The following is a 23,304-nucleotide window of genomic DNA, read 5'->3' on the forward strand; positions in this document are numbered from 1 at the left end:
GACGTCCTTCTCTCGGCGCAGCGTTACAAGTGACAAGCCGAATAAGCTTGCCTGATAAAATTATTAATACTTATTGTTGTAATGCTTAGAGATTAACCGAGTTAATCAATCAGAAGTACTGGAAGTTTATAAATTTAGACTAAGGTCGTAGCATTTTTAAGCAGGATCACAATTAACGTGAACACGAACCGTTATTGCAGCGAGAAGTGCCTGTTAACCAGTAGGAGACGCGGTAGCGGTTTTTGGCAAATTTGAGGTAAAGCCAATCCGCAACAGGTTTAAAAACGCGCCAACGCAGCGGTGCATACAACCAACCGCGACCGACCAGTTGCCATGCGCGATGAGTCACATCCAACCCAAGCAGCAGCTCTCCCTTATCGTTGAGGGCGTGCAAAATGGTGTTAGCTTGCTCCGGATCGATCTGCGGATAAGCGGCGAACGCCTCGCTGTAGATGTCGACGGTTTTGATTTGCTGCTTGGCATCGCGTTGTTTTAGCGCTTTCATCTCTTTGGCACACAAGGGACAAGTGCCATCATAAAATACGGTCAGTTTGGTCATGATTGAGCTCATTATTGACGGTTCTTGTCCCTTTTACGCGATTATTTCTCTTTTAGTTCATTGTCTTGCAAGTAATGCAGCCAATTATCACGGATGTTGCCGTAATTGAATTGGCAGAACTCTTTGCGATCGCGTAAGTAATCTTTTTCTACTTCATCTAACAAGGCTTTGTATTGCTCTGGATCGCTGCCGTAGACCAGACACAGGGTAGAGAAGTAACGCTGTAGATCGAAACTGTGCTCGTCAATGTACTCGCCAAAATCGTAGTAGTCCGGTCTGTCGTCGGATTCGAATGCGAACATGTCTGCAGCACTGATCGCTACATCGGCACCGTCATCGACGTAATCGATCAACAAAATGGTAGCGAAGTTATCGACCGCATCTTCCTCTTTACCCAGTACCGGAATGCTTTGATCGGCAATGTACGCGTGTCCAGCTTCGTGCAATAGCGTGTGCAGCAAAGTATCGAGCGCGCCCGTTTTCGGTGATTTACCGTAACGTTCTTGGTATTTGTTGTTGGTGAAGTAGTTGAATGATTCCAGATAGAAGGTGTAGGGAATATGGACGGTGTGGGTTTCTGGATCGTAAAGTGGACCGTCTTCGCCACCGTAGGTCAGTGTTAGTGGGTTATCAAACGGGAAGTAATCATCAGAAAGCTGGACAAAGATGTCGTTCACTTCACTGCTTTCAATCACTTGCGCAGCAAAGCGATCGTCGGCAGTTTCCGCAGGGCGGTATTCGATTTTAATGTTTTCGCTCGCAGACGCTGTGGCAGCAAACAGCAGCAGAGAGGCAAAGGCAGAGTGACTTTTCATTTTCGGAATCTTGTTATTTGTTTGGTTTGCTTGAAAATTATACATGCTTTTTATAGTGTGCGCGCTGGAGGACACATTCATGAATAATCCATTACTACTGCAACCCCGCATCCAATAGGCGTCGTTGACTGAGAACGCAGCAACAACGCCACGAGAAATCGTTCCGTGGCATACATTTACTCTATTGAGGTCATTGCCATGAAAAAACATTGGTCCAAATTTCAGTACCTGCACCAAGTGGTGCAAAACCAAAACATCCACATCAAAGGCACCCACAGTTATTACAGTGATTGTTGGGATAACGGCTTTGAAGATTCTGTCGTGCGTTATCTGCATGGCGATGAAGTCAGTAAAGCGTGGCAGCCGAGGTGGGAAGTCGATCAGCTCTACATCGGTGATTACGTTTGTATCGCGGCTGAAGCGGTGATTTTGATGGGCGGCAACCACAATCACAGGACGGACTGGTTCTGTCTGTATCCGTTTCTTGATGACATCGAGCAATCTTACCAAGGCAAAGGCGATACCGTGATTGGTGATGCAGCTTGGATTGGCATGCGCGCGATGATCATGCCCGGCGTCACCATTGGGGAAGGCGCAGTGATTGCCGCAAACAGCGTCGTGACTAAAGATGTCCCACCTTACACCGTGGTGGCAGGATCTCCGGCAAAACCCGTTAAGCTTCGCTTTGAGCAAGACATCATTGATAAGCTGCTCGCCCTGCAAATCTACATGTGGGATGAAGCCAAGTTCGAGGCGCTTCGCGCTTTCATCTGCAGTAATGATATTGAACAGTTGATCATTGCAGAAGCAAACTATGAAAGTGGCGAATAGCACTGAAATGAGGAAAATTTTCAGCGATATGTTATAATCTCGCTCCGTTGTAACGAGAACACTTGTTGCAAGCTTGAGAATTTCCCGGGATTCGGCTCGTTTCAAACACCATGAGTCAGAGTTTTTGAACTACGATGGGATACAAGCAAACCCAGATGTTAGAGCGCCACCACGGCGCTCTATTCGTTATGACGGGAAGGAACTTTGCTCGATAGTGATGATCACTTTCTGTTTAAGTAAGGGAGCCCGATAGCGGTTCAGAAAGTGTCACTCGGACAATACTCACAACATTATATCCATCTCCTGCAAGCAGTCATTTCTGGTTGTCTATGAAGAGGATAAGAAGGAGCTTAACAGGCTCCTTTTACATTTTAGGGCTTGCGAATAGCGCGTAAATCAGAACATCGCTTAACGACCGTCCCTTAAACTAGCCTAAGGCGCATTTAACACAACCTTTTGAGTATTTTCGAAAAAATATAGCGAGAAAATTTGCTATTGAGCGAAGGTTAAACTAACACTCAATCATTACGGAGGATGAAGAGAACAATAATAAGAGGCGATATGAATCATTTAATATCTGTAGGTGCACTGGAGTCCTTTTTGGTTGCGATCAGTGTGCTTTTCCTGGGGCATTTTATTAATGCTAAGCTACCGATCTTAAAGAAATTCAACATACCTGAGCCGATTGTGGGAGGCTTAATTGTCGCCTGCATCATTACTGCTCTTCATTTTAACGGTATCGATCTGGAATTCGATTTACCGTTGCAGAACACATTTATGCTGATGTTCTTTGCTACTGTTGGTTTAGCAGCAAACTACACTCAGTTGATGAAAGGGGGCGCGAAGGTATTCATCTTCTTAGCAGTCGCGTCGTTCTACATCATCATACAAAACGGTGTCGGTGTCTCATTAGCGGCGGCATTAGGGTTAGATCCACTGATGGGGCTTATCGCGGGTTCGATTACTCTGTCAGGTGGTCACGGCACGGGGGCGGCGTGGTCACAAACTTTCCAAGACGTTTACGGTTTGAACAACGTATTGGAAATCGCGATGGCGTCAGCAACATTCGGTTTGATCATCGGTGGTATCATCGGTAGTCCGGTTGCTCAGCGATTGATCGAAAAGAACAAGATCGAATCTGAGTATGGGCCTGGTGGCCGAGATGCCAAAACCCACGAAAAATTCCCAGAGTTGGTGACGTACAACGAATACGAAGAAGACAAAGTAACCGCGAAAAAAGTGGTTGAGAAACTGTTCTTCCTATTGATCTGTGTAACAGGTGCGAAGTACGTAGAGCAATGGGTGAGCACTTACGAGATTAAATGGCTGATGATTCCAGACTTCGTTTATGCGTTGTTCATTGGTGTGATCATCACTAACTTCTTGGAAGTGACTAAAGTTCGTAAGCTAGATACAGAAACGGTCGATATGCTAGGTACGGTATCACTGTCTCTATTCCTAGCAATGGCATTGATGAGCCTAAAACTGTGGAACATTTTCGACCTAGCAATCCCATTCTTGGTGATTCTGGGCGTGCAGTCGGTGATTCTGGCTATCTTCACCTATTACGTAACGTTCAAGGTGATGGGTAGCAACTATGATGCTGCGGTTATCTCTGGTGGTCACTGTGGTTTTGGTTTGGGTGCAACCCCAACGGCGGTAATGAACATGGGTTCAATCGTTAACCGCTTTGGTCCGTCACCACAAGCGTTCATGGTTGTGCCGATTGTTGGTGCCTTCTTCATCGACATCGTTAACTTGATCATTCTACAAGGCTACATCTCGTTCCTTGGCTAGATAGATTGAGACGCCAAATAAAACAAAAGGTCACAGTGTTGCTGTGACCTTTTTTGTATCTGGCGCTTGCCAACGATGAGCTTCGTCTGTCTAAACGCAAGCTTTCATTTTCAAGCGGTTCTTGTTGTCGCGATTAGCAAGCACTTGCTGGTGGTCATCAATCGTCCCCAGTGTTTTCGCCATGCGATCGTAAAGCACAACGTTCACTGTCGCGGCTAGGTTCATACAACCGTGAGTCGGCACGTACACCACATGATGCGCCTTATCGACCATCTCTTGAGGCAGTGAGCCATCCTCAGGTCCAAACACATAAATCGCGTTCTCTGGGTGAGTGAAGTGCGGCAGGGCTGTTGCGCCGACCACTAACTCTACACAAACAATTTCCACATCGTCGGCAACATTAGCGGTGAGGTCTTCCATCTCTACTAACTGAATACGTTCTTGTGAGTTCTGGGTATCGGTCTGGAACTTTACTGCGCGGCTGTAGCGTGTGCCGTTGTAACGAACTTGCGCAGCGTCGTAGCAGCCAGCGGCTCGCAATACAGCGCCAACGTTGGTTGGACTCTTTGGGTTGTACAGTCCAATAATGGCTGTTGGCTTGGTGGTCATGGTTGGTGTTCTGCTTTTCAAAAATTCTAGATAACAGCGCTAGGCGCATTAAGCGGGGGATTATGAACTTAACCACGCAGAAGCGCTATCGCTATAGGCGGATTATTTTTGCGTTGAAGCAAACAGAGTGAAGATGGATGGTGCTGAAAATGAAAAAAGCGAGGACAGTACCTCGCTTTTTGTGTGGTTTCGCTTGTGCTTGTTAGTTCACGGTGCGGCTGAACTTGATGCTAGCCGTCCAAGCAAGCACGCCGATGAAAGCGTAAATCCCAACGTTCATCCAACCTGCATCTGGAATCGCGCTGAACGGGTTTGGCGCCAGAATCGCGTGCAGTGGTAGATAGAAAATTGCTGAGAAGAAATCATCCAGACCATAGTAGTTAAACATCGCAATTGGCATCCAACGTAGCGCGTAAATACCAATCAAGATGACCAACAGTGGTGAGTTCACTTTCTGTGAGATTGCCATTGCGGTTAGTGCGAGCGGCAATAACAACACGCCTGCCACCACCATTCGAAGCAAGAATTCAATCCAATTCAGCAGCACGAAGCCCAATGATGCTTGGCGATACAATAACGCCAGCTGGTGGTCGGTTGAAACATTCAACATCCACAGCATAAAGTCGGCAGCGAAAACCAATACCGAGCACACCAATGGAATCACCAATAAACCAAACGTCAGCTTCACCAGATGGGTTTTCACGTCACTGACAGGCATACTGCGCCAAAACATGATACTGCCCTCTGAGCGCTCTTTACGCAGCGTTCTCGGGAAGTATTGAGTGCCAAGCAGGATAGACAACAAACCAATGCCGCCGGTGATCAGCATGTTGACGTCATCGCCGAGTTCTTTGTGGATGTCACTGACATCACCACCAAGGCTCATTTGGAAGAACATATTGTGTTGCAGTGTCGAGCTACTCATTAAGCTGACAAACAGCAGCACGCCACAGGCAAACATAAATAATGGCACGCGCGTAACCAATGGGTTCTCTAGCCATTCTTTACGCAACATCGCGACAATCGATTTCATTATGCTGCCTCCTTCTGCAATGCCAAGAACAGATCCGCAAGCTTGACGCCATACACATCACCTAGCCCAGCAACTTGCTCTGCGTATTGAGACGACAGTAACCATTTAGTCGTGCCTAAGCCCTTTTGCGATGACAGTGGTTTCAGCGCTTCGATTTGTGCGCGATGCTCATCACTGGCATCAAGAATGAAATAATCTTCGCTGATGCTGTCCATTGAGGTTTGCAGAACAGGTCGACCGTGTTTAAGGATCAGCACGTCCGTCAATAAGTGTTCGATTTCCGATACTTCATGGCTCGCTATGATCAGCACACGCTCGCCATCGTGGAACCATTCCAGCAAATGACGGTAGAAGGTATCGCGATAAACCAAATCCAAACCGAGCGTTGGTTCGTCTAAAATCAGAATCTGCGTATTGGTCGCGATGACGACAGCCAAGTGCAATTGCACCTTCATGCCTTTCGATAGGGATTTGATGCGTGCACGCGGCTTGATGTCGGTTTGACGTAGCATGCTATCGGCTTTGCTGCGATTGAAGCCAGGGTGTACGCCCTCGGTGTAATCGAGCAGCTGAGCAACGGTCATCCAGTTTGGCAGAACGTTCACATCCGAAATGTAAGACAAGCTCTGCATGATTTTGTCGCGTTGCATGATTGGCTCAAAGCCGTTGATGCGAATGGTGCCCTGATATTCGTGTGCACCGAGTAGGGCGTTAATGAGAGTCGATTTACCCGCACCGTTATGACCTAGCAAGCCAAGCACTTGACCCGCTTGTAGATCAAAGCTCACGTCATGCAGCGCTTCACCCTGCTGACGATATTGCTTGGAGACGTGTTTTACACTGACTAATGCGCTCATTGGTCACCTTCAATATGTGTTTGGATTTGTTGGATAAATTCATCAAGAGACATATCCAGACGTTGTAGTGTGTCGGCGATCTGCGGAATTTGTTGTTCAAGGAAACGGGCTTTTTCATCAGCAAGCAGCTGTTTTTTTGCTCCTTGGGCGACAAACATGCCTTGCCCACGTTTCTTCTCAATCAATCCTTCATCAACCAATAATTGATAGCCCTTCATGACCGTCAGGTGGTTGATCTTCATATCCGCAGAGACACTGCGTACCGAAGGCAAAGCTTCGCCCTCTTGCCAGATGCCTTGCAATATTTGCTGGGTGATCTGGTCAGCCAACTGACGGAAAATCGGTTGGCGATCATGCCAATGCGTCATGATTGGTTTCCTTGGCTGAGTTGGTGTTATATATATGTATAACACCTTGGCGATGGGATAGAAAGCGCCAATCTTCTTGCGCTGTTTTCTCAATCACTTTTGTTGACGAAAATTCGACAAAGTTTGCACCAGAGTTTCACGCAAAATTTGCACGCAATCGCATACGTTTTTGCCCTTAAAAACTGGCAAAAAATTGTTCACTTCTCATAAGTTGAGAAGGGCAATAAAAACCAGAAAATTGCGCCACAAAACTTGGTGAAAAAGTGTGTTTTTTCATTGAGTGAGAATTGGGTGAATATTCGAGTTATTACTTTCTTATTTAATGAGAATTTAGTGGGTTTGGACCCTAGAAAACCACACGTTCAGTAGGCACTCTGACCTGCCTAAATACCGCTCAGCCGGCGAGTTGTTACTCAACGGATGAGAAAAAGGAGGCAAAGAGGTTTTATGAATCAGGTCATTTCTGTCGGTCCACAAGAGTCGTTTCTCGTCGCTATTTGTGTGTTGTTCTTGGGACAATTCGTTAACGCTAAATTACCGATCTTAAAGAAATTCAATATTCCCGAGCCAATCGTGGGTGGTTTGATTGTCGCTTGTGCGATCACCGCGATGCACTTCAATGGCGTGGATTTAGTTTTCGATTTACCGCTGCAAAACACTTTCATGTTGATGTTCTTCGCTACCGTTGGCTTAGCAGCGAACTACACCCAGTTGATTAAAGGCGGCGCTAAGGTGTTTATCTTCTTAGCCGTGGCATCGGTGTACATTCTTATCCAAAACGCGGTTGGTGTCTCTCTGGCAACGGCGCTTGGCTTAGACCCGCTAATGGGCTTGATTGCAGGTTCGATTACGCTGTCTGGCGGTCACGGTACGGGCGCAGCATGGTCACAAACCTTCCAAGACATGTACGGCTTGCAAAATGTTTTAGAAGTGGCAATGGCATCCGCCACCTTTGGTTTGGTGATTGGTGGCATCATCGGCAGTCCTGTGGCGCAGCGCTTGATTGATAAGCACAGCCTTGAATCTGAATACGGGCGTACTAATCAAACTCACGAGCGTTTCCCTGAATTGGTTACCTACAACGAGCACGAAGAAGACCGCGTGACCGCGAAGAAAGTGGTCGAGAGTTTGTCGATCATTCTGCTGTGTGTCACTGGTGCTGGCTACTTAGAAGGTTGGGTGAGCAGTTTTGGTATCAAATGGTTGATGATTCCAGACTTCGTTTACGCGCTGTTTATCGGTGTGGTGATCACCAACATCATGGAAGTGACCAAAGTACGCAAAGTGGATGTCGAGACGGTCGATATTCTTGGTACGGTTTCGCTGTCTTTGTTCCTAGCGATGGCACTAATGAGCCTAAAACTGTGGAACATCTTCGACCTAGCAATTCCGTTCCTCATCATTCTGGCGGTGCAATCGGTGATTCTGGCGGTCTTCGCTTACTACGTAACGTTCCGTGTGATGGGCAGCAACTACGATGCCGCAGTCATCGCAAGTGGCCATTGTGGCTTTGGTCTGGGCGCAACCCCAACCGCAGTCATGAACATGGGCTCTATCGTTAACCGCTTCGGTCCATCACCACAAGCCTTTATGGTGGTGCCTATCGTTGGTGCGTTCTTTATCGACATCGTTAACCTAGTGATTCTGCAAGGCTGTATTTCTTTTATTAAGTAATCAGCCTCGCTCCACAAAACAAAAGCCAGTCCCGAGAGACTGGCTTTTTTGATCGGCTTAGAGCAATAGGCATCAACAATTTAGATTATAGGAATGAGCCATGTCCTTTAAATTTATCAATGACTAATATTCGGTTTGTTGAGGACGTTACTGATGAGAAATCGTCGGACATTTATCATCAGTAATTTCCTTTTCTCCTTATAAGACTCTAGCTAATTGCCCGTCGCATCCATCATCGCGACGGGCTTTTTTTATTCCTGCCAAACGGACGTTGCGACGGAATTACAAGAACGCTTTGTATGGCAATTCTGGTTCGTTTTTGAAGATATCGCTAAAGCCACGGAAGTGTTGGTAGTGCATGCGACCTTTATCAGTCGGGAAGGTGTATTTGCCCCCAACTTGCCAGAAGAACGGTGCGAACTTGTATTGCAGACGGTCTTTCTTCATGTTCCACAACACTTCGATTTCGCGTGGGTCGTTTTGGAAGTTCGCCCAAATATCGTGGTGGAATGGCATCACGACATCACAGTTCAACGATTCTGCTGCGCGTAGGATGTCAGAAGACGTCATCTTGTCAGTCACGCCGCGTGGGTTTTCACCGAATGACAACAGTGCCACGTCGATTTGGTATTCGTTGCCGTGCGCTGCGTAGTAGTTCGAGTAGTGTGAGTCTCCAGAGTGGTAAACCGAGCCGCCTGAAGTTTCAATCAGGTAGTTCACTGCGCGTTTGTCCATGCCGTCGAGGATTTCTTTATCGTAAGAAGAAGTGCCTTCTGGCAGCGTGACAAGTGCAGTACGGTCGAATGAATCCAGTACGCGGATCTTCATGTCGCCGACTTCAAGCACATCGCCCACTTTCGCGACCACACAACGCTCTTCTGGTACGCCCCAGCCCATCCATAAATCGACACACGCTTGTGGACCAATGAACTTCACGTGGTCACCACAGTTTTGCAGTACCGCTGCCGCGACGTTCACGTCGATATGGTCTGCGTGGTCATGGGATGCCATCACAGCGTCGATCTCTTTGATAGCAAATGGGTCAAGCGGGAAGATAGCGGTACGCAGGTTTGGTTGCAGCGCTTCGACACCACCCATACGCATCATTTGGTGCTGGTTCTTCATGAAGGCGTTCTTTTGTGTCTTTTTGCCCGTACCACACCAGAAGTCGATAGAGATGTTGGTGTTGCCCTCACTCTTCAACCAGATACCTGTACAACCTAGCCACCACATCGAGAATGTATTCGGTTCTACCACCGTGTTTTCGATCTCTTCGTTTAACCAGGTACCCCACTCAGGGAATGTATTTAGGATCCAAGATTCACGAGTGATTTCATTTACTTTACTCATAGCAACACCTTTTTGTTTCACAATTTTTATTAAATTTGGGATGTAGGGAGCCGAGCGCCTTAATTTGTAGTTAAGGCACTGAGCTGAATTATTTTTATTTATTTGAGAAAGAGGCTAGGGCGCGTTAGACCAGAATAACCTGTGTCCCTTTCGCTTCTATCGCTTTGATGACCTCTGGGTTGGCGTTTTTGCCAGTGATCAGAATGTCGATTTTCTCGGTAGGACAGAACAACATGCCCGTTCTGTGACCCACTTTGGAGCTGTCTACCACGACGACGAGCTTGTCGATTTGCTCAAGCATTTGCTGCTCTGCCACCGCAGTTAACATGTCAGCCTTGTAGAGTCCGGCTTCGGTTAACCCTTTACCCGAGGTGAACATCCAATTGCCTGCGTAACTGCCAAGCGAGTTGGGTGCCGGATTTAAGAACAGTTTTTGCGAACGGTTGTATTGACCGCCAATGATGATCACATCGTCATGGTCTTCATTGATTAGGTAGCTTGCCAATGGGAAGTAGTTGGTGACGATCTGCACGTCTTGTCCACATAGCTTCTGCCCAAGTAGGAAAGCGGTCGAACCGCAGTTGATGACCACGCTGTCACCAGGCTGACAAAGTTCAGCGGCTTGCATCGCAATCAAGGATTTTTCTTCGTAATGCTCAGTGCTGTTGATATTCAGCGGTGACCATTTTTTCTTTTCTGCTTCTACGCGTTCTGCGCCGTTGCGTACTTTGCGCAGTTTGCCTAGTTCATCCAGCTTAGAGATGTCACGGCGAGCCGTCGCTGGAGAGACGTTAAAGCTCTCAATAATGTGTGAGACGTTAATCGTCTGATTTTCTTCTAATAAAGACAGAATGCCATTGTGTCTTTGTACTTCATTCATACCCATCACCCTATTTGATTCAAATTCACCGAAATGTGTATCTAGTGATTATTTGGTGATTACTTGTGATTTGTTTTGATTCTATTAATCACGCTCTTGATTGTCAAATTCAAGACTGATGAAAATCTGAACCTCATCACAAGAGTTTATAAGTTGTTGTATTTATTGGTGATTTAATTTTTTTTGTGTGATCCGCTTACCATTTGTAGGGTTTTTTGGAGGGCAAAATTGATAAATATCAAAATAATCACAAATGAGCATTGCGTGATTACTTTTGATTGTTAGAGTTTGTTTCGTGAGCAAAAACTGAGTAGATTCTACGACATCAGATGGAATCACTCTGACCTACATACGATTACAAATAAAAAACACTCTAGGGGTAAAGATATGGAGTTCTTGTACGACATCTTCTATATTTTTTACAGCCAAGTTATGACCAAAGCCCCACTACTGCTGGGTTTGGTAACATGCATTGGCTATTGGTTGCTGAGAAGAGACGCCACCACCATCATTAAAGGTTCCATCAAAACGATCGTGGGTTTCATGCTGGTTCAAGTGGGTGCGGGCACCCTAGTTGCTGGCTTCAAACCTGTGATTTCCAAACTTTCTGAATACCACGGGCTAACCGGCTCAGTCATTGACCCTTACACCTCCATGATGTCTACCATGGAAGCGATGGGCGACAACTACTCTTGGGTGGGTTACGCCGTTCTATTGGCATTAGGTATCAACATCCTCTTGGTACTGTTCCGCCGCTACACGGGTATCCGCACCATCATGCTGACTGGTCACATCATGTTCCAGCAAGCAGGTCTGATCGCCGTGTTCTACTTTGTGCTTGGCGCAAGCATGTGGGAAACCATCATTTACTCTGCGGTGTTAATGGCGCTGTACTGGGGCATCTCCTCCAACATCATGTTCAAGCCAACGGAAGAAGTCACCGGCGGGGCGGGGTTCTCTATTGGTCACCAACAACAGGTCGCGTCTTGGATTGCAACAAAAGTAGCGCCAAAACTGGGTGATAAGAACGACAGCGTTGACCACCTAGAACTGCCTAAATGGCTACACATCTTCCACGACAGCATCGCAGCAACGGCGATCGTGATGACGGTGTTCTTCGGCATCATTCTGCTTTCATTCGGTCTTGATAACCTTCAAGAAATGGCGGGCACCACACACTGGACTATCTACATCCTAGAAACGGGTCTGAAATTCGCTGTTGCGATTCAGGTGATTGTTGCCGGTGTACGTATGTTCGTTGCTGAGCTGTCTGAAGCGTTCAAAGGCATCTCTGAGCGCGTGATTCCAAATGCGGTATTGGCGATTGACTGTGCAGCTATCTACGCATTCTCTCCTAACGCAATGGTATTTGGTTTCATGTGGGGTGCGCTGGGTCAGTTCGCTGCAGTACTGGCGATGTTGGCATTCGATGCGCCAATCATGATCATCCCTGGCTTCATTCCAATGTTCTTCTCTAACGCGACCATCGGCGTATTTGCTAACCACTTCGGTGGCTGGAAAGCGGTGATGAAGATCTGTTTCGTGATGGGCATCATCGAGGTTCTAGGTTCTGCTTGGGCTATCCACCTATTTAGCCAACACGGCACAGAGTTCAACGGCTGGATGGGCATGGCGGACTGGGCACTAGTATTCCCACCAATCATGCAAGGTTTGTCTGCATCGAAAATGTTCTTCTTCGTTCTTGTTGGTCTGTCTCTGGTTTACATGTTCTTCGCTTCTCGCAAGCTACGTGCTGAAGAAGACGCGCAAGGCACAGTAGAAATCAGTGAAGAGCCAGAAGTGATTGAAGCGGTAGAGCAAGCAATCAAAGCGAGCGACGGTCTGCGCCCAGTAAGCATCCTAGCGGTATGTGGTAACGGTCAAGGCTCATCCATGATGATGAAAATGAAGATCGGTAAATACCTAGAGAAGAAAGGCATTCCTCACGTGATGGACTCATGCGCAGTGTCGGACTACAAGTCGAAGCTTGCGAGCACAGACATCATCGTATCGTCGAAGCACCTGTCTGCGGAGATGGAACCAGGCGAAGGCAAGTTTGTACTCGGGGTGCAAAACATGCTTAACCCTAACTCCTTCGGTGACGAGCTACTCGACATCATCAATAAAAACTTTGTACCAGCAAAATAAAACGGCATGACCAAATACTTCTCTCAATGAAGAGATAAGAAACCAATAACAAACAGCGGATAACAACAGTGGTGCCGGGCTTCGAAAAGCTAAAGTCACGGCACCCAAACTGGAGATAGAACAATGGGATTAAAACAATCACTGATCGACAACAACTCAATCAAACTGCAAGCAAAAGCCTCTAACTGGCGTGAAGCCATCAAGATTGGTACGGACATGTTGATTGCCTCTGGTGCGATTCAGTCTTCTTACCACGACGCCATCATCAGCAGCGTGGAAGAGTTAGGTCCTTACATCTGCATCGCACCTAACTTAGCTCTGCCACACGCACGCCCAGAAAACGGCGTGATTCGTACTGCTTTCGCACTGGTTACGTTAGAAGCTCCAATCTACTTTGAAGGCGAAGATGAGCCAGTTGATGTGCTAATCACGCTAGCGGGTAGCTCTTCAGACGAGCACATGGAAGGTCTGATGGAAGTGACCCAAGTGTTGGATGATGAAGACAGTGAAACGGGCGTGGATTTGGACAAGCTTCGCCGTTGCCGCAGCAAAACCGATGTATTCAACGTGATTGATGAAGCTCTGGCTGTTACTGCCTAAGGAGAAATCATGTACAGCGAACTGAAACAACGTGTGCTCGAAGCCAACCTCAAACTGCCGAAATACGGCTTGGTGACCTTCACCTGGGGCAACGTGTCTGAGGTTGACCGCGAGCGCGGCGTGATTGCGATTAAACCGTCGGGGGTGGAATACGATGGCATGCGCGCTGAGCACATTGTGGTGGTCGACTTAGACGGCAATGTAGTGGAAGGCAATATGAATCCATCCAGTGATACCGCGACCCACATTGAGATTTACAAAGCGTTCCCACAAGTGGGTGGCGTGGTGCACACCCACTCACGCAGCGCAACGATTTGGGCGCAAGCTGGGATTGATATTCCTGCACTGGGCACGACTCATGCCGACTACTTCTACGGCGACATTCCGTGTACTCGTAAGCTCTCACAACGTGAAATTGCCGAAGAGTACGAGAAGAACACAGGCTTGGTGATCGTGGAAGAGTTTCGTCAACGCCGCATCGACCCAATGGCTGTGCCAAGCGTGATTGTAGCAGGGCATGCGCCTTTCTCTTGGGGAACCAACGCTGACGATGCCGTGCACAACGCAGTGGTATTAGAAGAGATTTCTGCCATGGCATTAGCAACGCGTTCACTCAATAGCGGCATCAAGATCCAGCCTGAGCTTTCAGACAAACACTACCTGCGTAAGCACGGTGAAAACGCCTACTACGGGCAGAGGTAACGACATGTACAAAGTGCTTGCTTTAGATTTAGACGGAACCGTCCTCACCGATGACCACAGCATTCACCCAGAGGTGAAAAAAGCGATTCAAGAAGCGCAGCAGAAGTGTCACGTGGTGATTGTCACCGGACGCCATCACACCGCGGCACGCCCGTATTACGATGAGTTGGGTCTTACCACGCCTATCATCTGCTGCAACGGCACTTATGTTTATGACTACCACAATGACCGAGTGCTCAAGCACAACTCCATCGATAAGGAAGATGCGCTGACGTTTATCGCCTTGGCGAAGGAGTTTCAGGTCAAGATGGTTATGTATGTAACCGATGCCATGACGTACTCAAACTACAACCCAATTCATTACATGGAAGCGTTGGAAAAGTGGGCGAAAACCGCGCCTGAGCATCTTCAACCGAAGATCTACAAAATCGACTCGTTCAGCGAAGAAGTGCGCAATACCGAGTTCGTGTGGAAATTCGTAGTGGAAGGTTTACCAAGCTCGGTAGAACGCTTGATTGAAAACCCATGGGTGAAAGAGAAATTCAACGGCGAACGCTCGTGGTCGAATCGCATCGACTTCGCAGCAAAAGGCAACAGCAAAGGTTTAAGACTGGCGGAATACGTTTCTGAGCTGGGTTATCACCCGAATCATGTCATTGCCGTGGGCGATAACCACAATGATATTTCCATGCTCCGTTACGCCGGATTAGGCGTTGCCATGAATAACGCAGACGAGACGGTACGTTCAAGCGCCCGTTTGGTGTGCGAAACCGATAACAATAACGACGGCTTAGCTCGTCTGATACGTGAAAAAATTCAAGGATAAGCATCATGACCAAACCAATGATTCAAATCGCTCTAGACCAAACTAACCTAACTGATGCCGTGGCGGTTGCAAGCAATGTACACAGCTATGTCGATGTGATTGAAGTGGGCACCATTCTCGCGTTCGCAGAGGGGATGAATGCGGTCTCAACACTGCGTAAGAACCACCCAGACCATATTCTAGTGTGCGATATGAAGACCACTGATGGCGGCGCGATTTTGTCTCGTATGGCGTTTGAAGCAGGCGCTGACTGGATTACGGTTTCAGCCGCAGCGCACATTGCGACCATTGAAGCGTGTAAGAAAGTCGCGGATGAATTTAGTGGCGAAATCCAAATCGAAATCTACGGCAACTGGACGATGGAAGATGCGCAAGCGTGGGTGGATCTTGGCATCACTCAAGCGATTTACCACCGTTCTCGAGATGCAGAGTTGGCCGGTATTGGTTGGACAGATGCTGACATCAGCAAGATGCGTCAACTCTCTGAGCTAGGTATCGAGCTCTCTATCACGGGCGGTATCGTGCCAGAAGACATCTACCTGTTTGAAGGTATCAAAGCGAAAACCTTTATCGCAGGTCGCGCATTGGCGGGTGACAAAGGGCAAGAGACCGCAGAAGCACTGAAAGCGCAAATCGACCGTTACTGGAACTAGGGGGCGACATGTATCAGAACCTACAACGTCATCGTGTTGGCTTGTATGAGAAAGCGTTGCCGAACGAGTTGAGTTGGGAAGAAAAACTCAGCGTGACCAAAGAGTTGGGCTTCGACTTTCTTGAGATCTCGGTGGATGAATCAGACGAGCGCCGCAGCCGCTTAGATTGGGACGACGAGACGATCTACGCCCTGCGTCACCAGTGCGAACGTTATGGTATGCCATTGCAGTCGATGTGTTTGAGCGCGCACCGCAAGTTCCCGTTTGGCTCGGCTGATCCGAAGATACGCGAGCAAGCCGTGCTGCACATGGAAAAGGCGATCGCATTGGCGTACAAACTTGGCGTCCGTACCATTCAATTAGCTGGCTACGATGTGTATTATGAGCCAGCAAACCGTGCCACGCATTTGCGCTTTATTGAAGGTATGAAGGAAGCGGCGAAACTGGCAGAGCGCGCAGGCGTGATGCTTGCTGTTGAAATCATGGACACCGATTACCTCAACTCATTGAGCAAGTTTGAGGTGCTTAATCGCGAAGTGAATTCGCCGTATTTCACTGCTTATCCAGACGTGGGCAATATCTCTGGTTGGAACTATGACGTGTGTACTGAGCTGAAATTGAGTAAGCCACACATTACCCAAATCCACCTTAAAGACACGTATCGCGTGACGCCAGAATACAAAGGTCAGTTCCGCGATCTAGTGATTGGCGATGGTGAAGTGAACTTCGATGCCATCTTCCGCACACTCAAAGAGACAGACTGCGTCGTGCCACTGGTGATTGAGATGTGGGCGCATGATGAACATTGGCGTGCGCACATTCAAACCGCCCAACAGCGCTTAAATCAAGCGTGTGATCATGCGGAATTACCAAGGTTGTTTGCCGCATAATTCTCTCTAAACCGTATAAACACTTACATGCTCCGGTGCTCGTTATTGGGCACCGTTTTCCCATCGTGGGAACGTGCAGTTTTTAACCCTCGTGAAAACTGCACTCTTTCGTTTCATTGGTTGACTTACCATCAGGGTTGGCGCAAAGTTGCGCTTTGTCGTTATAAAACCCCGTTAATCTGAATGAAATTACTCCATCTGCAACTTTTCTGGTACGAAAAACATCACACCCTATTGGAGATGGAAGACCTGCCAATTCTCACCCCAGCGCAAGAGCAAGAACTGCGTGAGTGGGCGAAAACACGCCGCAAAATCCTCAGCTACGAAGTGCATCAACAACCTTGGGTAAAAGTGAACGTCGACGGTTTCTCGTCGATTTTGGAGCTCAAACCAAATGGCACGTTGGTGGAAAAAGACTTGTTCAGTGAGCGTGGTTTACAGGGCTTATGGAAGGTCAGCGACGGCTTCTTGTTTATCAAAGTCATCAGCGGAGAATTCATCGTCGAATACCAAATTGTTGGTCACACAGAAAACAATGTGCACAGTGGTATTGAGTACATCAACGGCAAAATCAGCACCTACAGCAAGTTTGCCAAACTCGCGAATAATTAAGCCGATTCAATTCGATGTAGAGAAAGGAGCCAAAGTGCTCCTTTTTTGTTGTGGATAGAAAATCCCAACTATTCTTACTTCAAGCAATGAAATCAATGCGTTAATATCCAAGTCATTACCTTATTCCAAACAGTAGCAGGAGGCATGAATCGTGTCTGAAAAAATATCGACGTCGGCGCTGGCAAAAATGCGTCAGATAGAGGCCAAGCTGCTGTTTGCTGATCTCAAACGCGCTGGTTACATCGTTCGCCAAGACGAGAAATGGATTTTGACCGAAGAGGGTGCCAAGTTTGGCGGTGAGTATGTCGATCATCCCAAATTTGGGCAGTTCATCGTATGGCCGACCAACTTGCACATCGAGCTTGCGGCAACGTCTGGCAAAACTTACAGCGCAACCCAGTTGGGTGAGAAGCTTAAGCTCAATGCCAAGCGTATGAACCAGCTGTTAAGTGAATTAGGCTGGATCAGTAAATCCGAAGAAGGTTGGAGCTTAACCGAAGCCGGAATCCGCGCTGGTGGGCAGCAGAGAACCGATAAAGAGTCGCAGAATACCTTTGTGGTGTGGCACGACGTAGTGCTACGTAACAAGCGTCTCAAGCAGTCTGTGATTGAGTTTTTAGGTCAAGATGCCGAGTCCCATTCGACAGATAAGTCGTTTTCTAGTTTTCGCCAGAAGTTTGAAGCTAAGCACCGCACTTTAGACGGGCATTATGTTCGTTCTAAAGGAGAACTGCTGATCGATAACTGGCTGTATTTGGCAGGAGTAGTGCACGCTTATGAGCGTCAACTGCCGATCGACCAAGATGTGACAAGCGATTTCTACCTACCAGGCGGTAAGGTCTATTTGCAGTTTTGGGGCAGCGATTCTGGCGAGATGTTAGAAGCGGAGCGAGAGAAGATTCGTGCGGTGTACGAGCAGCATAACTTCAACCTCATTGAGGTCGAGCCGAGCGAATTAGATAAGCTCGATGAGGTATTGCCAAAACGTCTGCGCCAGTTTGGTATTCAAGCTTATTAGACGCTTCGCTAACGGTTGTTTAAATTCCTAAACTTTCCCGTCTTTAAAAACGAAAAAACCCGTGATGACTCACGGGTTTTGTGTATTCAGCGTTTATCTTTGGTTGTTACCCGAAGGATTAGAAACCTTTGATGTTTTCCGCTTCTAGCTCAGAGAAGTACTTAACAGTCTTCACTTTAAGCTCTTGTTGTGAAGGCTCATCACAAACGATCACTGCTTTAGGGTGTAGTTGAAGTGCAGAAACCGTCCATAGGTGGTTTACGCTGCCTTCTACTGCTGCTTGTAGAGCAAGTGCTTTGTTGTGACCAGTTACTAGGATCATCACTTCTTGAGCGTCTAGTAGCGTGCCAACACCGATAGTTAGTGCGTATTTAGGAACTTGGTTGATGTCGCCATCGAAGAAACGAGAGTTCGCGATACGAGTGTCTTCAGTTAGTGTCTTGATGCGAGTGCGAGAAGACAGAGAAGATGCTGGCTCGTTGAATGCGATGTGACCGTCGTTACCTACGCCGCCCATGAATAGGTTGATCTTGCCGTAAGACTTGATTTTGTCTTCGTAGCGTTGGCATTCCGCTTCGTGATCTTCCGCGTTACCGTTAAGAAGGTTGATGTTCGCTTCTTGAATGTTTACGTGGTTGAAGAAGTTGTTGTACATGAATGAACGGTATGATTCTGGGTGATCCGCAGGGATACCGATGTACTCGTCCATGTTGAAAGTCACAACGTGTTCGAAGCTCACTTCACCTGCTTGGTAAAGTTCGATCAATGCTTTGTAAGTTGCTAGAGGAGTGCCACCAGTAGGTAGACCCAGAACGAACGGACGCTCAGCAGTTGGTTTGAAGTCGTTGATGCGCTTAGCGATGTGTGCTGCTGCCCACTTGCCTACTTGTGCTGCTTGAGCTAACGGGATAAGTCTCATTTTGTGCCCCTAGTTATTGGAATTTAAGATGTCCTGAAACATTAATTCGCATTATAAAATAAGTAATGGCGATCTGCTATTGTTTTAGGTCAAAATTTTGCTTTTTCTTTAACCAATGTTGCTTTTCTCAACAGTTTTCACGTTTGCTTCTTGCGATTACCCTCTTATATAGAGGACGTTAGACTAGTTGATTAGCGTTTAAAATTTATGACTGAAAAAAAGTTTTTTGGCTGAATGAGCGAGCTAAATTGAACCGAGTTGCGTAGGAGAAAGAGAAGAAAAATGCCGAAGTTATGATCTTACGCAATCTATGGTGTGGCACGGCGCTTCTTCCTTAACCATACTTAAAGTGTGTTTATTGCTGAGGGAATCGCAATGAAAAACGACTTAGACGCAACCAAAGTGCTGCAAGCATACGAATGTGTGATGAACAACGGCACGCCTACCGAGTTTGGCAAGATGTATGAAGGGGTAGAAGCCTTTTCTGATTACGACGGCTATAACGTGTTTCTGAGAGGCAATGGCGTGGAGCTCAAAGTGGGTTTCCACAACACCTATCAGCTGGAGTACGACCAAGAGCATCTTAAAGACAGCTTCTTGAAGAAGGTCGCTATGTTGGCGAAATGAGTGCTCGCCGTACAATAGGTTTACTAAAAAATGAAAAAGCCCTTTGGTGAAACACCTCTGGGCTTTTGGAAAAGAAAAATTTTTGCAACTCCACAGAATGAAACACTCTGAGGATTAACCAAGCATTAAGGCTTGGCAGAGTCGGTTAATCGTCTTCTGCTAGGCTCTCTTCTGCGTAGTCATCTGACGCCTCTGGTTTGTTACGACCATTTAGCGTGTGGAAGCGTTTGCGACCACGAGCTAACTGTGTGTATTTTAACCAAGTGCGCTCGATCTTAGTTTTCGCTTTGCCTGGGTTTTCCAGAACTTTTACGAAGTGTTTCTCTTCGCTGTTCTCAGGTGTCAACTCGCCTGACTCTAGGCCAAGCATAGTATCCCCATAAATTGTTAGGATTTCCTCTTCCGAAAGAGTAAAATCGCCAGACTTTGCAAAGCCGCGTGGGAATTTTACGTTGTCGTAAAAACGTTTTTTGCCATGACGAAATTCAGTGTCAGACATATCAACAGCCTCTGTAACCGTTATTGATGAATGTGATGAATTACGGCGAAAATTAGGCGCAAAGCTAACAAAAGAAAAACAAAACTTTTTTGTCGTCAAAATTTTAATTAGTTGTTAATCTGGTTTTATATTGACCAGGAGATGGTTTATGGATGTAAAGGTCTTTCGAACATTTTTAGAGCTGGCAAAGGTTCGTCACTTCGGACGAGCTGCTGAGAACTTGTACATTACTCAAGCCGCAGTGAGCGCACGCATCAAACAACTCGAAAGTTATTTCGATACGCAGTTGTTTATTCGTGATCGAAATAACATAAAGTTGACCTCCGCAGGTGAGCGTTTAATAGGCTATGCAGAGGTGATGGTCACCACTTTGCAGCAAGCCAAACTCGAATTATCCCTCGAAGATGGCAAAGCGTTACAGCTCACCATGGGTGGTACGCCGAACATTTGGGATGCTTACCTGCAAAACTGCTTGAGTGTCGTAACGGACTCGTTTGGTGGTTACGGTTTTATGGCGGAAGTCATGGGACGTGAGATGCTAAGCCGCAGCCTGTTGGAACGTACACTCGATATGGCTTTTGCCTTCGATCAAATCAAAGCGGATGAGCTTAACTGCAAGAAAGTTGCTGACGTGGTGTTGGTGCTGGTGTCTACCGAACAAGATTCTCTTGATACGGTGTTTAACAAGAAATACGTTTACGTAGATTGGGGTACGCGCTTCGCTTCAGAACACGCGGAACGTCACCCGAAAATCCCTGCGCCTTACCTTCGCACTTCTACCGCTCGTATCGCGTTAGACTTCGTTTTAGAGAAAGGTGGCAGTGCATACCTACCAGCGTCTCTGGTAGAGCCGTTTATTGCAAGCGGGCAGCTCCACAAGGTGTCTGGCGTAGAAGATTGGTACCGTCCTATCTATTTGAGCTATCGCAAAGCCAGCACGTCTGTAGAAGCGATTAAGCAGGTTGAAGAAATCGTAAAAGAGATTGACCCGTTAACGGCGTACAGCTTGCAACAAATTGCGGACATTCCAGCAGACGAGTAATTTCTGCTTTTGCGATCCAGAGCAAACTTAAACGAAAACCCCTTGGTGTGATGCCAAGGGGTTTTTTATATGAGGTTGCATAAATCTTTAAGTATTTATAAAGCCAAGCAATGGCTGAACCGAGAGTTATGGCAGATCGAACACCAATGCGGTTGTTGGTTTGTCCGAATCATTGCGGAACACTATGGTGCTCTGCTGTTCTACTTTCGCTCCATCACCACTGGTCAATGTGGTGTTGTCGACCTTAAGCACACCTTCCACTTGATGAACATACACGTTGCGACCTGATTCGATAGCAAAGCTTAACTCGGAGTTAGCGTCGAGAATCAACTGATGCAGTGTGGCATCTTGCTTGATGTGCAGCGTGCCATTCTCACCGGTTGGTGTCGCAATGGTGGTTAAGCCTTTTTCCTGACCAAAGTCTTTTTGTTGGTAACCTGGCTTATTGCCAAACGTGTTTGGTTGAATCCAGATTTGCAGAAAGCGCAGTGTTTCACTGTCTGAAGCATTGTATTCACTGTGGTAAATCCCTTTGCCAGCCGACATCAGTTGGAATTCACCAGCAGGCAAGGTTTTTACGTTGCCTTCACTGTCTTTGTGAGCGATAACGCCTTGCAAAACATAGCTGATGATCTCCATGTCGCGGTGGCCATGTGTATCAAACCCTGCATTAGGTTCGACAACGTCATCGTTAATCACACGTAGCTCTGAAAAGCCCATGTGTTGCGGATCGTAGTAGCTGCCGAAAGAGAAACTGTGCTTACTGTCGAGCCAACCAAAATTCGCGCGACCACGGTCATTTGCATGTCTTACGGTAATCATAATCATCTCCTCCTAGTGATCGTCTTACGCTAGTTTCTTACGAAGTGCTTCATCCAATGCGGCTTTGCCTGCGCCAGAGAAAGCGAGAGAAACGCTTGCTGCCAGTAGTGCTAAACCAAACTCGTAACCGTTGTTCGACATAAACAAGCCGTTTTCAAAGTGAACTGAGAAAATGGCGATCACCATGGTGAATGCTAAAGCCACCGCTGCAGGGCGGGTAAGCAGACCAAGCAAGATGAACAAGCCGCCAAAAAACTCTGCACTACCTGCTAAAAATGCCATCAGCATGCCAGGGCCCAAACCAATCGATGCCATCCATTGACCTGTACCTTCAAGACCATAACCGCCAAACCAGCCAAAAAGTTTTTGTGCGCCGTGCGCCATAAAGATGATGCCGACTGGAATGCGAAGTGCGAGTGCGCTGTAGCCCGCGTTTGAAGTGGTGATTTTCTGTAGTAGTGCTTTCATGACTTTATCCTTTCTCGAATTTTTCTGATGAGGAGTGGTGACTCCCTTGCTGTTGAAATCAGTGTAGGTAGGAGGAGAGAAAGAAAAAATCGGGGCAATTTGATGTTCTCGTTCGATAAATTCGATGGAACGTTTTTAACTCAATAAATACAGATGCTTAGGTTGGTGTTAGGCGTTGTTTATTGGTTGTTGCTGTGGTGGTTTTGATTATGGAAATCGCAAAATTTCGAATAACTTTTCGAACGTGTTTTGTATTTTGAAACAAGAATTCCGTAAATGCAGAGCAAAAAAAAGAGCACAGTAACCAGTGCTCTTTTGCTTTTACGATTAACAAGGGAGAAAGGAGTTTTTATAGATTCATTAAGCTTTCAAGCGAGTCTTCCACACTACGGTAGTGATAAGTGCGAATATTCACACCATCAGTCGCATTGATTTGAATTTCTGAAATCTCGTTATCAGAGTCGCGTTCGATAATCCCTATCGAGTGCTCGACTGATTTACTGGTAATAACCTTGTGATTTCTAAGTACAATCACGCACGTATGTAAGTCCATGCCAATTCCCTTTAGCCGACGTTGTTGTGTTGTTCTGATTTAACTTTAGTGCACAAATTTACTAATGCCAAAATTTCTCAATATTGAGTTCCGAAAATGGCTAATCTACAGTAACTCCTCGTTCTACAATGAAGTTATACCGATCGAGTGGC

Annotated in this window: 26 protein-coding genes; 13 read left to right on the plus strand and 13 right to left on the minus strand. The window is 46.9% G+C overall.

Annotated features, from left to right (window positions below; genetic code table 11):
• Window positions 1–172 precede the first annotated feature (172 nt).
• Window positions 173–559 carry a DUF393 domain-containing protein gene (locus ATB78_RS15035; RefSeq protein WP_061009080.1) on the minus strand — a complete coding sequence of 129 codons (387 nt, stop codon included), beginning with the start codon at window positions 557–559 and terminating at the stop codon, window positions 173–175.
• A 41-nt stretch (window positions 560–600) separates the two neighbouring features.
• Entirely contained in the window at window positions 601–1,374 is a 774-nt protein-coding gene (locus ATB78_RS15040; protein ID WP_039986478.1) for a DUF4344 domain-containing metallopeptidase, read from the minus strand.
• Window positions 1,375–1,572: 198 nt separating this feature from the next.
• Between ATB78_RS15040 and ATB78_RS15045 the strand changes: the two genes are divergently transcribed.
• Complete coding sequence (locus tag ATB78_RS15045) at window positions 1,573–2,205, plus strand: CatB-related O-acetyltransferase (RefSeq protein ID WP_061009081.1); 633 nt, start codon at window positions 1,573–1,575, stop codon at window positions 2,203–2,205.
• A 561-nt stretch (window positions 2,206–2,766) separates the two neighbouring features.
• On the plus strand, window positions 2,767–4,002 hold the full coding sequence (gltS, locus tag ATB78_RS15050) for a sodium/glutamate symporter (protein ID WP_005443440.1): 1,236 nt from the start codon (window positions 2,767–2,769) through the stop codon (window positions 4,000–4,002).
• Window positions 4,003–4,092: 90 nt separating this feature from the next.
• Here the strand turns inward: gltS (ATB78_RS15050) and ATB78_RS15055 are convergent, their stop codons facing one another.
• The 4 genes from ATB78_RS15055 to ATB78_RS15070 form a co-directional block, all read right to left on the minus strand.
• The gene (locus ATB78_RS15055) at window positions 4,093–4,611 is read right to left on the minus strand and encodes an RNA methyltransferase (RefSeq protein WP_005448887.1); all 519 of its coding nucleotides are present in this window, start codon (window positions 4,609–4,611) and stop codon (window positions 4,093–4,095) included.
• A 202-nt stretch (window positions 4,612–4,813) separates the two neighbouring features.
• Window positions 4,814–5,644 carry a hypothetical protein gene (locus tag ATB78_RS15060; RefSeq protein ID WP_005448888.1) on the minus strand — a complete coding sequence of 277 codons (831 nt, stop codon included), beginning with the start codon at window positions 5,642–5,644 and terminating at the stop codon, window positions 4,814–4,816.
• Window positions 5,644–6,501 carry an ABC transporter ATP-binding protein gene (locus ATB78_RS15065; RefSeq protein WP_005434679.1) on the minus strand — a complete coding sequence of 286 codons (858 nt, stop codon included), beginning with the start codon at window positions 6,499–6,501 and terminating at the stop codon, window positions 5,644–5,646. The genes ATB78_RS15060 and ATB78_RS15065 overlap by 1 nt, the downstream gene beginning before the upstream one ends.
• Entirely contained in the window at window positions 6,498–6,869 is a 372-nt protein-coding gene (locus ATB78_RS15070; RefSeq protein WP_009706721.1) for a GntR family transcriptional regulator, read from the minus strand. Before ATB78_RS15070 ends, ATB78_RS15065 begins: the two co-directional genes overlap by 4 nt.
• Before the next feature lie 447 nt (window positions 6,870–7,316).
• Here ATB78_RS15070 and gltS (ATB78_RS15075) point away from each other — a divergent pair, with 447 nt between their 5' ends.
• Window positions 7,317–8,543: a sodium/glutamate symporter gene (gltS, locus tag ATB78_RS15075; RefSeq protein WP_061009082.1), complete on the plus strand. Its 1,227-nt coding sequence runs from the start codon at window positions 7,317–7,319 to the stop codon at window positions 8,541–8,543.
• Window positions 8,544–8,825: 282 nt separating this feature from the next.
• Here the strand turns inward: gltS (ATB78_RS15075) and ulaG are convergent, their stop codons facing one another.
• Window positions 8,826–9,893 carry an L-ascorbate 6-phosphate lactonase gene (gene ulaG, locus ATB78_RS15080; RefSeq protein ID WP_005448892.1) on the minus strand — a complete coding sequence of 356 codons (1,068 nt, stop codon included), beginning with the start codon at window positions 9,891–9,893 and terminating at the stop codon, window positions 8,826–8,828.
• Window positions 9,894–10,017: 124 nt separating this feature from the next.
• Complete coding sequence (ulaR, locus tag ATB78_RS15085; RefSeq protein ID WP_005448893.1) at window positions 10,018–10,773, minus strand: HTH-type transcriptional regulator UlaR; 756 nt, start codon at window positions 10,771–10,773, stop codon at window positions 10,018–10,020.
• 387 nt (window positions 10,774–11,160) lie between these two features.
• On the opposite strand from ulaR, the gene ATB78_RS15090 reads away from it, so the two are divergent.
• The 8 genes from ATB78_RS15090 (at window position 11,161) to ATB78_RS15125 (ending at window position 18,222) form a co-directional block, all read left to right on the plus strand.
• Window positions 11,161–12,921 carry a PTS ascorbate-specific subunit IIBC gene (locus ATB78_RS15090; RefSeq protein WP_005434683.1) on the plus strand — a complete coding sequence of 587 codons (1,761 nt, stop codon included), beginning with the start codon at window positions 11,161–11,163 and terminating at the stop codon, window positions 12,919–12,921.
• A gap of 123 nt (window positions 12,922–13,044) precedes the next feature.
• The gene (locus ATB78_RS15095; protein ID WP_061009083.1) at window positions 13,045–13,521 is read left to right on the plus strand and encodes a PTS sugar transporter subunit IIA; all 477 of its coding nucleotides are present in this window, start codon (window positions 13,045–13,047) and stop codon (window positions 13,519–13,521) included.
• Window positions 13,522–13,530: 9 nt separating this feature from the next.
• Window positions 13,531–14,223 carry an L-ribulose-5-phosphate 4-epimerase gene (locus tag ATB78_RS15100; protein WP_061009084.1) on the plus strand — a complete coding sequence of 231 codons (693 nt, stop codon included), beginning with the start codon at window positions 13,531–13,533 and terminating at the stop codon, window positions 14,221–14,223.
• Window positions 14,224–14,227: 4 nt separating this feature from the next.
• A complete protein-coding gene (locus tag ATB78_RS15105) occupies window positions 14,228–15,049 on the plus strand; it encodes a Cof-type HAD-IIB family hydrolase (protein ID WP_005434688.1) in 822 nt (273 codons plus the stop codon).
• A gap of 5 nt (window positions 15,050–15,054) precedes the next feature.
• Complete coding sequence (locus tag ATB78_RS15110; RefSeq protein WP_005434690.1) at window positions 15,055–15,702, plus strand: 3-keto-L-gulonate-6-phosphate decarboxylase UlaD; 648 nt, start codon at window positions 15,055–15,057, stop codon at window positions 15,700–15,702.
• Window positions 15,703–15,710: 8 nt separating this feature from the next.
• The gene (locus tag ATB78_RS15115) at window positions 15,711–16,592 is read left to right on the plus strand and encodes an L-ribulose-5-phosphate 3-epimerase (RefSeq protein WP_005448899.1); all 882 of its coding nucleotides are present in this window, start codon (window positions 15,711–15,713) and stop codon (window positions 16,590–16,592) included.
• A gap of 183 nt (window positions 16,593–16,775) precedes the next feature.
• A complete protein-coding gene (locus ATB78_RS15120; protein WP_005434695.1) occupies window positions 16,776–17,204 on the plus strand; it encodes a hypothetical protein in 429 nt (142 codons plus the stop codon).
• Window positions 17,205–17,355: 151 nt separating this feature from the next.
• The gene (locus tag ATB78_RS15125) at window positions 17,356–18,222 is read left to right on the plus strand and encodes a glycerol kinase (protein WP_050913769.1); all 867 of its coding nucleotides are present in this window, start codon (window positions 17,356–17,358) and stop codon (window positions 18,220–18,222) included.
• 118 nt (window positions 18,223–18,340) lie between these two features.
• On the opposite strand, the gene nagB is transcribed toward ATB78_RS15125, so the two are convergent.
• Window positions 18,341–19,141, minus strand: a complete 801-nt coding sequence (nagB, locus tag ATB78_RS15130; protein WP_005434699.1) for a glucosamine-6-phosphate deaminase — start codon at window positions 19,139–19,141, stop codon at window positions 18,341–18,343.
• 375 nt (window positions 19,142–19,516) lie between these two features.
• Here nagB and ATB78_RS15135 point away from each other — a divergent pair, with 375 nt between their 5' ends.
• On the plus strand, window positions 19,517–19,768 hold the full coding sequence (locus ATB78_RS15135; RefSeq protein ID WP_009706732.1) for a DUF3081 domain-containing protein: 252 nt from the start codon (window positions 19,517–19,519) through the stop codon (window positions 19,766–19,768).
• 145 nt (window positions 19,769–19,913) lie between these two features.
• Here the strand turns inward: ATB78_RS15135 and ATB78_RS15140 are convergent, their stop codons facing one another.
• Window positions 19,914–20,267: a DUF413 domain-containing protein gene (locus tag ATB78_RS15140; protein ID WP_005434702.1), complete on the minus strand. Its 354-nt coding sequence runs from the start codon at window positions 20,265–20,267 to the stop codon at window positions 19,914–19,916.
• 148 nt (window positions 20,268–20,415) lie between these two features.
• Here ATB78_RS15140 and ATB78_RS15145 point away from each other — a divergent pair, with 148 nt between their 5' ends.
• The gene (locus ATB78_RS15145) at window positions 20,416–21,309 is read left to right on the plus strand and encodes a LysR family transcriptional regulator (RefSeq protein WP_009696587.1); all 894 of its coding nucleotides are present in this window, start codon (window positions 20,416–20,418) and stop codon (window positions 21,307–21,309) included.
• A 126-nt stretch (window positions 21,310–21,435) separates the two neighbouring features.
• Here the strand turns inward: ATB78_RS15145 and ATB78_RS15150 are convergent, their stop codons facing one another.
• From ATB78_RS15150 to ATB78_RS15160, 3 genes are all read right to left on the minus strand, one after another.
• A complete protein-coding gene (locus tag ATB78_RS15150) occupies window positions 21,436–22,131 on the minus strand; it encodes a pirin family protein (protein ID WP_061009085.1) in 696 nt (231 codons plus the stop codon).
• Window positions 22,132–22,155: 24 nt separating this feature from the next.
• Entirely contained in the window at window positions 22,156–22,599 is a 444-nt protein-coding gene (locus ATB78_RS15155; RefSeq protein WP_061009086.1) for a DoxX family protein, read from the minus strand.
• Window positions 22,600–22,948: 349 nt separating this feature from the next.
• Complete coding sequence (locus ATB78_RS15160; RefSeq protein ID WP_020195070.1) at window positions 22,949–23,152, minus strand: hypothetical protein; 204 nt, start codon at window positions 23,150–23,152, stop codon at window positions 22,949–22,951.
• Between the last annotated feature and the right edge of the window lie 152 nt (window positions 23,153–23,304).

Source organism: Vibrio sp. CUB2, assembly GCF_001557945.1.
Classification (GTDB): Bacteria; Pseudomonadota; Gammaproteobacteria; order Enterobacterales; family Vibrionaceae; genus Vibrio; species Vibrio owensii.